Source organism: Protofrankia sp. Cj3 (assembly GCF_917627355.1).
Lineage (GTDB): Bacteria > Actinomycetota > Actinomycetes > Frankiales > Frankiaceae > Protofrankia.
The window spans coordinates 1-11,947 of the sequence record NZ_CAKJTR010000149.1 but is presented as its reverse complement, the minus strand read 5'-3'; the positions used below and the strand labels follow the sequence as shown (position 1 = coordinate 11,947).

General features: G+C 69.8%; 9 protein-coding genes. 5 read left to right on the top strand and 4 right to left on the bottom strand.

Annotated features, from left to right (window positions below):
• Nucleotides 1-742, top strand: a 742-nt coding sequence (locus MJ783_RS17760) for a DUF3459 domain-containing protein (RefSeq protein WP_239311719.1), incomplete at its 5' end; no start/stop codon positions are given.
• Nucleotides 743-1,177: 435 nt separating this feature from the next.
• Here MJ783_RS17760 and zapE read toward each other — a convergent pair.
• The gene (gene zapE / locus MJ783_RS17755; RefSeq protein ID WP_239311717.1) at nt 1,178-2,299 is read right to left on the bottom strand and encodes a cell division protein ZapE; all 1,122 of its coding nucleotides are present in this window, start codon (nt 2,297-2,299) and stop codon (nt 1,178-1,180) included.
• A 107-nt stretch (nt 2,300-2,406) separates the two neighbouring features.
• Between zapE and MJ783_RS17750 the strand changes: the two genes are divergently transcribed.
• Nucleotides 2,407-3,387 carry a pyrimidine reductase family protein gene (locus tag MJ783_RS17750; RefSeq protein ID WP_370651675.1) on the top strand — a complete coding sequence of 327 codons (981 nt, stop codon included), beginning with the start codon at nt 2,407-2,409 and terminating at the stop codon, nt 3,385-3,387.
• Nucleotides 3,388-3,453: 66 nt separating this feature from the next.
• Here MJ783_RS17750 and MJ783_RS17745 read toward each other — a convergent pair whose 3' ends face one another.
• The 3 genes from MJ783_RS17745 to MJ783_RS17735 all read right to left on the bottom strand — a co-directional run bounded on the left by MJ783_RS17745 (nt 3,454) and on the right by MJ783_RS17735 (nt 6,580).
• On the bottom strand, nt 3,454-4,698 hold the full coding sequence (locus MJ783_RS17745; RefSeq protein WP_239311716.1) for a sulfate adenylyltransferase subunit 1: 1,245 nt from the start codon (nt 4,696-4,698) through the stop codon (nt 3,454-3,456).
• A 16-nt stretch (nt 4,699-4,714) separates the two neighbouring features.
• Nucleotides 4,715-5,629 carry a sulfate adenylyltransferase subunit CysD gene (gene cysD, locus MJ783_RS17740; protein ID WP_239311715.1) on the bottom strand — a complete coding sequence of 305 codons (915 nt, stop codon included), beginning with the start codon at nt 5,627-5,629 and terminating at the stop codon, nt 4,715-4,717.
• 195 nt (nt 5,630-5,824) lie between these two features.
• Nucleotides 5,825-6,580 (bottom strand): 3'(2'),5'-bisphosphate nucleotidase CysQ, encoded by a 756-nt coding sequence (locus tag MJ783_RS17735; RefSeq protein WP_239311721.1) that lies wholly within the window; start codon nt 6,578-6,580, stop codon nt 5,825-5,827.
• A 181-nt stretch (nt 6,581-6,761) separates the two neighbouring features.
• Here MJ783_RS17735 and cysC point away from each other — a divergent pair, with 181 nt between their 5' ends.
• From cysC to MJ783_RS17720, 3 genes are all read left to right on the top strand, one after another.
• On the top strand, nt 6,762-8,417 hold the full coding sequence (gene cysC, locus MJ783_RS17730) for an adenylyl-sulfate kinase (RefSeq protein WP_239311714.1): 1,656 nt from the start codon (nt 6,762-6,764) through the stop codon (nt 8,415-8,417).
• 394 nt (nt 8,418-8,811) lie between these two features.
• Nucleotides 8,812-9,507 carry a hypothetical protein gene (locus MJ783_RS17725; protein WP_239311713.1) on the top strand — a complete coding sequence of 232 codons (696 nt, stop codon included), beginning with the start codon at nt 8,812-8,814 and terminating at the stop codon, nt 9,505-9,507.
• A gap of 255 nt (nt 9,508-9,762) precedes the next feature.
• Nucleotides 9,763-11,947: TIR domain-containing protein (locus MJ783_RS17720; protein ID WP_239311712.1), on the top strand; the 2,185-nt coding region annotated here is incomplete at its 3' end.

Genomic DNA, 11,947 nt, shown 5'->3' with positions numbered 1-11,947 from the left:
GGCCCGGGCCAAGGCGATGGAACGCGCGTTCGTCCACGACGGAACGTACTCGGCGTTCCGCGGGCGCTCCCACGGCCGCCCGGTACCCAGCCACATCCCGGCGCATCGGTTCGTGACCTTCCTGCAGAACCACGACCAGATCGGCAACCGGGCGGTCGGCGACCGCGCCGGGCAGACGCTCAGCGCGGGCCTGCTGCGGGTGGGCGCCGCGCTCCTGCTGACCTCGCCGTTCACGCCGATGTTGTTCATGGGTGACGAGTGGGGGGCGACCACGCCGTGGCAGTTCTTCAGTGACCACAACGCGCCCGGACTGGCCGAGGCCGTTCGCAAGGGGCGCCGGAGCGAGTTCGCCGCGCACGGCTGGGGACCGGACGAGATCCCCGACCCGCAGGACGAGGCAACCTTCATCCGCTCAAAGCTGGACTGGGCGGAGCTCAGGACCCCGCGCCACGCCGGTCTGCTGAAGTGGTACCGGCGGCTCATCACCCTGCGCCGGACCCTGCCGGACCTCACCGATCCAGGCCTGTCCCGCGTGCGCTGCAGTTTTGACGAGGATGCCCGGTGGTTCGTACTGCGCCGCGGCCAGGTCGCGATCGTGTGCAACCTCGCGCGGCGGCGGCAGCCGGTACCGGTCGAAGGCGTGCCGTTCGACGTCCCGGCCGCGTCCACCAGCGGGTTCACCTACATGCCGGGCCGCATCGAACTCGACGGGGAGTCAGTGGTGATCGCCCGGCTGCTCTGACGCGGCAACGGAGCGGGGCCCGCGGAGAAACCGAACTGGGGCGCGATCGCGGGCACAGGCTGTACCAGCCTGCCGTACCGCCCGTCAGTGTCGGCGCTCGCGGCGTTCAGCGCGGGACAACAGCACATACAACAGGCCGAGCACAGCGGCGGCGATCAGCAGCACGACGACCAGCAGCACAACATAGGTCGTCATGCGTACAACCGTCCTTTCCGGCCGAAGGCGACGCGGCGAGCCTGCGGTACCGGGCATCGCCGACGCCTCGGTCCATCAGCACCGCCCCGCCAGTATCGCGTCCGGGCGACGGCGACGCATCCCGCGGCCCGGTCGTCGGCCTGATCACCCGCGCCCGGGAGCCCGCGTCCCAGGATGCCACACGCGCCGCGACGGCCTCCCTTCTCCGCAACAGCCGCCGGTGGCGTGTCCTGGACCCTGTCAGGACGCCTTGGCGGTGCCTTCCCAGCCGGTCAGCTCGCCGGGCCCGCCGTCGCGGGCCAGCGCCGAAAGCCGCGAGATCGCGCGCTGGAACTTCTTGCGGTGCGGCCCGGCGAGCATCTCGGCCGAGAACAGCTCGTTGAAGGGCTGGCCGGAAGCCACGACCGGGATCGACCGGTCGTAGAGCCGGTCCGCGAGAACCACGAGCCGCAGTGCCATCGCCTGGTCGGCAACCGCGGTGACGCCATGCAGACAGCACAGTTCCACACCGTCAACAAGCGCGCCGTAGCGGGACGGGTGCAACTGGCCGAGATGCGCGCACAGCTCGGTGAACCCGTCCTCGCTGGCGCCGGGGGTTATCGCGGCACGGCGGCTGACCTCGTTGTCGCGGTGCGGGGCGGGCGGCTTGGGCAGACCGCGGTGGCGGAAGTCCTCGCCCGCGATCCGCAGGATGTCGAACCGTGACGACAGCCCCTGGATCTCGCGCAGGAAGTCGTCCGCGCCGAACCGGCCGGCGCCAAGATCCTCCGGCTGGGTGTTGCTGGTCGCGGCCAGGTGCACGCCGGCCTCGACAAGCCTCGTCAACAAGGTGGAGACGAGCACCGTGTCGCCGGGGTCGTCGAGCTCGAACTCGTCGATCGCCAACAGCCGCAGGCCGGACAGCGCCTCCACCGTCCGGGCGAACCCCAACGCGCCGACCAGCGACGTTATCTCCACGAACGTCCCATAGGCCTTGGGTCCCGGCACCGCGTGCCACAGCGACGCGAGCAGGTGGGTCTTGCCGACCCCGAAGCCGCCGTCGAGATAGACCCCGGGCCGGGCGGGGCCGGCATCCGGCCCACCAACGGCGTTGCGGGCGGTGCGTCCGCCGCTGTCACGGCGTCCGAACCGGAGCAGGCCTCGGCCACCGGCAGCGGCCGGCCCCCCCGGCCGGCTCCCGCCCGGCGCGACCCGGCCGGCAAAGCGGGCGAGCGCCGCAACGGCATCGGCCTGGCTCGGCTCGCCCGGATCCGGCCGGTAGGTGGCGAAACGGACGTCGCTGAACCGTGGTGGCGGAACAAGAGCCGCGACCAAGTCGTCCGGACGTACCTCAGGATGGCGGTCGACCAGACTCTCCGGCATGTTTTCACCCTACGGATACGCCGCTGGTCGATGTCACCCCGAGAAGTACCGGGCGAGGTAACTCACACCATCTCACGCTGACCGCCATGATATGCGACAGCCCACACATGACGCGCCCGGCAACAGGGGACGCGGCAACAGGGGACGCGGCAACGCGGGGCCGGCGGGGCCGGGGCGCGCGCCGCCTGTTGCCGGTCGCTCGTGGCGCTGTCGCTCACACAACGGTCGGCAGCGGGTGGAATAGAGTCCGCGAAGTGCGCCGGTTGTCGTCCCCCCAGGAGCTGTCCGCCCGCCTGCTGGCGGCGGAGCATCCCGGGGAGCGGTACCGCGGCGACCGACCGGCGGGCCAGGCCGCGGCCGGCGGCCATGGCGAGCCCGCGCCAGACGACGTCGACCTGGATGCCTGGTACCGGCTGCCGCCGGTCGCGGCCGGCAAGGTCCACGTCCGTTCGAACTTCGTCTCCTCCCTCGACGGTGCCGCCGAGGTGGACGGCCGTTCCGGCGCGCTGGGCGGCAGCGCCGACCGCCGGGTCTTCCGGACCCTGCGCTGGCTCGCCGACGTCGTCCTCGTCGGTGCCGGCACCGCGGTCGCCGAGGACTACGGGCCGGTCATCGTGCCACCGCAACGGCGCGAGCAACGGCTCGCGGCCGGGCAGACACCGGTCCCGCCGGTCGCCGTCATCTCCGGCAGCCTGCGGCTCGACCCGTCCGCCCGGCTGTTCGGAGCTGACGTGCGTCCGCTGGTGCTCACCTGCCGGGCCGCGCCGGCCGACCGGTACCGGGAGCTCGCCGCGGTCGCCGACATGCTGGTCTGCGGCGACGAGACAGTGGATCTCGCGGCGGCGCTGGACGCACTCGCCGAACGGGGGCTGGGACGCGTGCTGTGCGAGGGCGGCCCGTCGCTGCACGCGGCTCTCGCGGGGGCCAGCCTCCTTGATGAGCTGTGCCTGACCCTCGCCCCGTTGCTGGTCGGCCCCGACCGCATCCGGATCGTCGGCGGCCGCCGGTGGCCGACGCCCGTCACGATGGCGCTCGGTCATGTCCTCGAGGAGGACGGCAGCCTGTTCCTGCGCTATCTGCGTCGTTGAGCCCCGGCCCCGCCCCACGCCGCTGTTGCCGGCTGCTCCTGATCCACGCCGCTGTTGCCAGGCGCTCTAAAGAATCATGCCGGCGCCGACCGTGGACCCGGTCGCCTCGTCGATGAGGATCACGCTGCCCGTCGTCCGGTTACGCCGGTACGGGTCGAAGCACAGCGGCGTCATGGTCCGGACCGTCACCCGGCCGATATCGTTGAGCCGCAGCTCCGACACGGTCTCGTCGCGGTGCAGCGTGTCGACGTCCACCCGGTAGGCAATCTTCTTCAGCACGCCGCGCACGGACCGGGTGGTGTGTTTGATCCCGAGCCGGGCCTTGGCCGACAGTGGCGCGTCCGCCATCCAGCAGACCATCATGTCGATATCCTGACCGACCATCGGCTGGTTCGCTGGTCGAGCGATCATGTCCCCGCGGGAGACGTCCAGATCGTCTTCGAGGCGTATCGTCACCGACATCGGCGGGAAGGCCTCGGCGACCGGGCCGTCAAAGGTGTCGACGGCGGCGATCCGCGAGGTCAGACCGGACGGCAGGACGATCACGTCGTCCCCTGGCTTGAGGACGCCACCGGCGACCTGGCCAGCGTACCCGCGGTAATCATGCAGCTCGCCGGAACGCGGCCGGACCACCCACTGCACGGGAAAGCGCACGTCGATGAGGTTGCGGTCGGAGGCGATGTGCAGCTCCTCCAGGTGATGCAGCAGCGAAGTGCCCTCGTACCAGGGGGTGCTCGGTGAACGGGAGACGATGTTGTCCCCGCCGAGCGCGGAGACCGGGATCGTCGCGACGTCGACGATCTCGAGTTTGGTGGCGAACCCCCGGAACTCATTTTTGATCTTCTCGAACACGTCTTCGTCGAACCCGACGAGGTCCATCTTGTTCACGCACAGCACCAGGTGCGGAACGCGCAGCAGGGAGGCCAGGAAGGCGTGCCGGCGGGTCTGCTGGAGCAGCCCCTTGCGCGCGTCCACCAGCAACAGCGCCAGATCAGCGGTAGACGCGCCAGTGACCATGTTGCGGGTGTACTGAACATGCCCAGGGGTGTCGGCGAGGATGAACGACCGCTTCGGTGTGGCGAAGTACCGATAGGCGACATCGATGGTGATGCCCTGTTCCCGCTCGGCTCGCAGCCCGTCGGTGAGCAGCGCTAGGTCGACGTAGGCGTCGCCGCGCTCACGGCTGGTGCGTTCCACCGCCGCCAGCTGATCGGCGAACAGCGATTTGGTGTCGAAGAGCAGCCGTCCGATCAGCGTGGACTTGCCGTCGTCGACAGAACCAGCGGTGGCGACCCGCAGCAGCTCCCCCATCAGAACAGCTTCCCCATCAGAAGTAGCCCTCCCTCTTGCGGTCCTCCATGGCAGCCTCGCTGACCCGGTCGTCGGCACGGGTCGCGCCGCGTTCGGTCATCCTGCTGACCGCCACCTCCGCGATCACCTCGCCGATCGTCGCCGCGGTCGACGCGATCGCCCCGGTGCAGGACATGTCTCCGACCGTGCGGTAACGCACCTGGCGCGCAACGGCCCGCTCCCCTTCCAACGGCGGCGTCACCGGGGTCACCGCCAGCAGCATCCCGTCCCGTTCGAGCACGTCCCGGGTGTGCGCGTAGTAGATCGACGGAATGTCCAGGTTCTCCTGTGCGATGTAGCGCCAGATGTCGAGCTCCGTCCAGTTCGACAGCGGAAAGACCCGGATGTGCTCGCCCGGACGGTGACGTCCGTTGTAGAGCGACCACAACTCAGGGCGCTGGCTCTTCGGGTCCCACTGACCGAACTCGTCCCGGAAGGAGTAGACGCGCTCCTTGGCCCGGGCCTTCTCCTCGTCCCGGCGCGCCCCGCCGAACACCGCATCGAACTTGTTCTTCTCGATGGTGTCCAGCAGCACCGGCGTCTGCAGCTGGTTACGGGAAGCACCGGGCCGGATGTCTTCTGTGATCACTCCAGCGTCGATCGCGTCCTGGACGGAACCGACCACAAGGCGGGCCGACAGCTGCGCGACCCGGGCGTCGCGGAACTCCATCACCTCGCTGAAGTTGTGGCCGGTGTCGATGTGTACCAGCGGAAACGGCAGCTTCGCCGGCCAGAACGCCTTCTCGGCGGCCCGGAGCATGACGATCGAGTCCTTGCCGCCGGAGAACAGCAGCGCGGGACGCTCGAACTCGGCCACCACCTCCCGGAAGATGTGGATCGCCTCGGCCTCGAGCATCTGCAGATGGGTGAGTTCGTAGCCTGTGACAGGCATGCGGAATCCCCCTGTCGACCCCAGTGGACAACATCGATGGATGGCAACGCCGATGGACGGCGATGCTGGTAGATGACAACGCTGGTAGATATCAGCCCAACGTAGCCGAGGAACCGGCACTCGGGACAGCGAAGCGACTCACCGGATACAAACTGTCGCATAAAGACAAACACATCGCTGATCGCTGATCAGCGATCAGCGATCAGCGATCAGTGCCAGAATGCGGCCGGCCAGATCCGGGCGGCAGACGAGCAGGTCGGGCAGGAGCGGATCCGGCCGGTTATAGACCAGGGGGGACCCGTCCAGCCGGCTGGTGTGCAGGCCAGCCGCACGGGCTACGGCAACCGGCGCGGCCGAGTCCCATTCGTACTGGCCGCCAGCGTGCACATAGGCGTCGGCATCGCCACGGACAACGGCCGCCACCTTCGCGCCAGCGGAACCGACCGGTACGACCGAACCGCCCAATGCCTCGGCCAGCGTGCCGACCAGCGCGGGCGCCCTCGTCCGGCTGGCCACGAACCGGGGGCCGCCCACCGGGGCGGGACGCCGCGGCAGCGGTGTGCCGGTCGCCAACGTGACGCCCTGCGCCGGGAGCGCAACAGCACCCTGGACAAGATCGCCGTCTTGCCACAACGCGACGTGCACGGCCCAGTCCAGCCGATCACGCTCGCCGAATTCACGGGTCCCGTCCAGCGGATCGATGATCCATACCCGTCGGGCGGTCAGCCTCGCCGGGTCGTCGACCGCCTCCTCGGAGAGCACCGAGTCATGCTGGCGGTGCCGGGCGAGCGTACCCGCGAGCCACGCCTGCGAGCGGGCGTCACCAGCGTCGCGTAACGCGGCCGGGTCACCGAATCCCAGCTCCGCCCGGAGCCGCAGCAGGAGAGCGCCCGCGTCGGTGGCCAGCCACGCCGCCAGGACGGCGTCCGCGGCCTCGCCGGGCGCCGGCAGGCCGGCGCTGTCCTCATCCCGTACACCCGCCGGCCTGGCCGGATGGCGCGCGGCCGGGCCGGCCGCCGCCGCGTTCCCGTCACTGTTCACCCATGGCAGTCTGCCACCGAGCGACGGGCGGGGGTGGGCCGCGGCCGCCCGTCGCCGTGGCAGGACGGACCTCAACCGCTACGGTCAGAGTGTGCCCACCATCCGGCAGAGGAGCGCGTTGCTGGTCGACGAGGCGCGCGCACGAGAGCTGACCAAGGCGTCACTGCGCTGGCCGTCGCTGACGCTGACAGCCACCCAACTTTCCGATCTTGAACTTCTGCTGTCCGGCGGGTATCCCGCTCTCGGCGTCCCGGCGGTGGCCGGCGATGCGTACGACGGCCCGGCACAGCTGCCGCGGCACACCGTTGAGGTGGGCGACGCCTACCCGGTGACCGCCGGGAGCGCCGACCTACCGCGCATACCGCGCCCTGGAACGACGGTCGCGCTCAGGGACTCCGAAGGCGTGATGATCGCCGCATTGCGGGTGACCGACGCGGCGGGCTCAACGTTGTCAGGCCTCGTGGAGGGGCTACGGCTGCCCGATCACCCCGACTACCCCGAGCTGCGGTTCACCCCCGCGGCGTTGCGTCTGGAGCTGCTCCGACGCGGCTGGATCACACCGACCGGCCCGGCCGCCACCGCGCTGTGGGCCGACGGCCTGCTGCATACCGCGGACCTGGACCGCATCGAAGCCCTCGCCGCCGCCGGGAACAGCATCGTCGTGCTCGCCGCGGTCGGTGGCGCGGATCCCGCGGACGCTCGTCATCACCTGCGCGTACGCTGCCTGCGAGCGGCGCTCGCCACGCTGAGCGACGTTCGCGTGATGCTCGCCCTGGTTCCGGTCCGTGCGATGCCGCGGCTGACCGAGGCGGTCGCCTTCGGCCCCGACAACACGATCCACGCGGGGGCCACCACCGGCGACCAGCCGGACGCCGGCCAGGCAACAGACCAGGCAACGGACCGGGCAACAGACCGGGCAACAGACCAGACAGCAGGCCAGACAGCAGACCAGACAACAGACCAGACAACAGACCACCGGCCGGCCGACGACCGGGAGACCGAGCCCGCGCTCGCCGCGGAAATCATCCACCGGACGCAGGTCTCGCTCGCCTACGGGCTCGGCTCAATGATCGTCGGACCAGCGCCGAACGCGCCCGGAGCAAGCGCGCTGGCGCTGCTGCTCGACCACGGAACACGGCTGCCACCCATGCTCACACCACCCGCGGTCGCCGCCGAGCTGGTCCGGGCACAGCCACCGCGGGGTGAGCGAGGGTTCACCGTGATGTTCACCGGCCTGTCCGGATCGGGCAAGTCCACCCTGGCTGGACTGCTCGCCTGCCGCCTGCTGGAACGCGGTGACCGACGGGTGACGCTCCTGGACGGGGACGTCGTCCGCCTGCACCTGTCCAAGGGGCTCGGTTTCTCCCGCGAGGACCGGGACATCAACGTGCTGCGGATCGGCTTTGTCGCCGCGGCCGTCACCGCGGCGGGCGGCACCGCCGTGTGCGCGCCGATCGCCCCTTACGGCACCGTCCGACGGCAGGTCAGAACGATGGTCGAGGACAGTGGAGGTGGGTTCATCCTAGTCCATGTGGCCACCCCGCTGGAGATCTGCGAGGCACGTGACCGCAAGGGCTTGTACGCCAAGGCGCGCGCCGGCATCATCCCGTCCTTCACCGGGGTGTCCGATCCCTATGAGGAACCCACGGATGCCGAGATCGTCATCGACACCACGCAAACATCACCGCAGGCCGCGGTCCAGAGCATCCTCGACCACCTCCATACCCACGGCTGGCTCACCTCCTGACCCGTGTTCCGGACAGTCAGCTGTCCGGCTCGCCGTGCCCAGGCGGCCCCTGCTCGAATGACGACTCCCGAAACATGCCGCACGAGGCACTGGCGACATCATGCAGGTCACGGGCGTGCATAGAGGCTCCAGCAATAGGACTGTCCGGCTCGCGGCGTCCGGGCGGCGCCTCGCCGCGTTGTCGTCGGTCGCCACCCAACACCAGGGTGACTCCCTCCGCCGCCTCGCGATCCATCCGCCCGGACGCCGCTCCCTGATCGAACGCCCTACTGCCGGAGCCTCTTATCTGAAAACCCCAAAAATATCACTTTGCCATCGTTCTCCGTGTGGCTAGCATGCATTTGCAGATACCTGTGGAGTATCGCCGGGCCCACGGCAGCGAAGGACCCACGCCATGACTTCCTACCTCCAGGTGCGCGGCCAGGTCGACGGTATCCGGACAGGCGCGGTCCCCAACTGGCTAACCCGGATCCTGGCGCGGGCCGCGGCCACGCCAGCGGACGCGGTCGTGCTATATCATCCGTTAGGATTCCTGTGTTTTCCGGTATGGCGTTCCGATGAGGGCGGAGCCTGCGTACACGTGTGGGACCGGCGGATCCCCGCGGCGCGCCCGACCACCTCAGCGGTGCACTGTCACAGCTGGGACCTGTACAGCCTCGTACTGGACGGCGAGGTGCGCAATCAGACCGTACGGACCATCCCAGCGGCCGCGCCACCCGCCGCCGCGGCGGGAAGAGGCGCACCGGCATTCACCTATCAGGTCTTCGACGTGCACAATCACCATGACCGCGGCGTCGACGAGATCCGGGGCACCGGCGAATTCATACGCTGCGAGCCGGGGGCGGCGGAGAGTTTACGGGCGGGAGACGTCTACAGCATGGCAGCCGGGACCTTCCACCTGACCTCCATCGCCGGCGATGCGGCGGCGACCCTGATGCTGGCTCGTAACCAGCCCGGCCGGCGCGATCGAACGGTCGGGGCGAGTGACTTGTCCGACCATCACGTTCAGCGCAGGCGTTGCGATGCCGCCACCTGCGCATGGGCGGCCAAGACCATCCTACGGTTACTCGCGGACACCGGAAACGGGTAAACAGGGGGTGTGGATCAAGGAATGGGAGTGGGGTACGCGCATCGTGAGACGACGCGGGGATGCGTCCTGGTCGTGGGTGTCGACCGACGAGCCGGGCTATCCATCGCACAGCGATGGATAGGTAAGCGATGACGCGAGGCGCCGCCCGGACGCGGCTCCCTGCTCGAACGACGAGTTCCGAAACACGCCGTAAGATCCCAGTGAGACGTCGCGTGTCCCCTTAACGCCGCGGTATCCCCACGCCATACTGGCATAATGGCGTCACAGGCCCAGCCGACCCGTACCGGTCGCCCATTGGACTTCTTCATCAGCTACTCCGTGGGCGACGAACGCTGGGCGTCCTGGATTGCATGGGAGCTGGAGGCCGCCGGCTATCACACCATGATCCAGACATGGGATTTCGTTCCCGGCACCAACTTCCTGGATTTCATCGACCGCGGGGTGAGCGAGGCGGCCATCGTCATCGCGGTCCTGTCCCCCCGCTACCTGCTATCCAGATGGACGCGGCTGGAGTGGCAGATCGCGGTACGCGCCGACCCCGACTCGTCCAGAAGCAAGCTCATCACCGTCCGTACGGAAGAGTGCGAGCCCGAGGGCGTGCTCTCCATGATCACGTTTGTCGACCTGGTCAGCGTGACGGACCAGGCGCAGGCCCGCGCGCTGTTACTACGGAAGGTTTCCGACGCGCTCTCCGGACGCGCGAAGCCGAACGTGGGTCCCAGCTACCCGCTGTCCATCGCTGAGCACACCGTCGCGCCCATGGAGGCCACGCCCCCCGAAATCGGCCCACCGGTCCCGCTGAGCCGCGTCACCGCCCGCAGGGTGCCCGTCAGCGCGCCCAGGTACCCGCCGTCCGTGCGCTCCCGCACGCCGCGGGATTCCGTCACCATTCTGCAGCTGGCCGCCCCCCGGATACCCCGCCGAGGCGCGAACGGGGGACGCGCCGCCGGTGACAAGCTCCAGGCACGGGTCTGGGCGGATGTCACGCAGCTCGTCAATGCCGGAGCGCCCCCACCGGACCTGCTCGTCATCGCCGGTGACGTCACCCTCTCCGGTCATCGGCGGGAGTTCGAGGAGGCGCTGACCTTCCTCGCCGGCCTGCGAGCGCTGCTGAGCCTGGAACCCGACCGGCTCGTGCTCATCCCCGGCAGCCACGACGTGAACCATGCCGCATGCCGGGCGTACTTCGCCGACTGCGAGGCCGACGACATGGAACCAGCGCCACCCTACTGGCCGAAGTGGCGGCACTTCGCCGCGTTCCTCGCTGAGGTCTACCAGGGCGTCGAAGGCCCGCTGTTCGACGCTGACCAGCCTTGGTCGCTGTTTCGTATTCCCGACCTGGATGTGGTGGTCGCGGGCTTCAACTCGACCGTGGCGGAGAGCCATCGCGACGCCGACCGCTACGGATATCTGGGGGACACCCAGGCCGCCTGGTTCGCCAACCAGTTACGGCCGTTCGAGCAGGAGGGGCTGTTGCGCGTCGGCGCTGTCTATCATCCCCCTCGGCCGCCGGGCGGTGGCCCGGTCGACGAGACAGCTGTGCTGCGTGACACCGCGGCCCTCGACCGGCTGGTCGCGCCCCGCCTCAACCTGCTCCTGTCAGGGCTGCGGCCACATGGCCAGGCCAGGCCCATCGCGGCGGAATCCGCGCTGCCCGCGATACCGGTTCCCGCGCCCGGGCGGCTCCAGCTGCTGACGCTCGACCCGGGCGGGCTGACCCGCTGGAGCGGCCATGCCGGCCTGACCGGCACCACGGCTGGCGAGGCCGCTGGCGCGGAGCAGGCCCGGCGGCGTTGGCATGCGGTCGGCGTGACCTTCCCGGCCGCGGTGGGCGGCGCCGACGCCCCGCGGACCGGCACCACCCTGGTGACCGGCGACGAACCTGACCCGCGGGTTGGGCCGCGCGGCAAGAACGATCCGCTCACGGCCCACCTCGAGCGGATCGCGGAGGTGTGCCGAACCCGCTATGAGGGCGCCCGCATCCGCCGGATCCCCGGTCCCGCTCCGCATCTGCTGGTCACCTATCTCGAGGACGGATACACCCGGCAGGTGCGGATCGGTGCCCATCTCGGCCCGATCAGCCGGGAAACGGTGGAGGCGTCCATCCGGTATGTCCACGCGGTGGAGCCCGACCTCCGTTCGGAAATCATCACCGATATCCCCCCGGACCCGGCGCTGCGGGAGGAGGCACGCCGCCGCGGGGTGCGGGTGCGCAGCTTCGTCGAGTTCCAGGGGCTGCTGGACCTCGGCGACTTCGTCGCGGACCAGACCGCCCGGCTGTCCAACGACTCGCAGTACCCGTCGAGCCTGTATGTACCGCAGCGCTACCGCGAGCTTGTCGGGGCACACCATGGCGTCCGCGACGGACTCGCCGAGGAGCTCCTGCGACTGGTTGACGAGGACGACGGCCGGTTCGTCCTCCTGCTCGGCGACTTCGGCC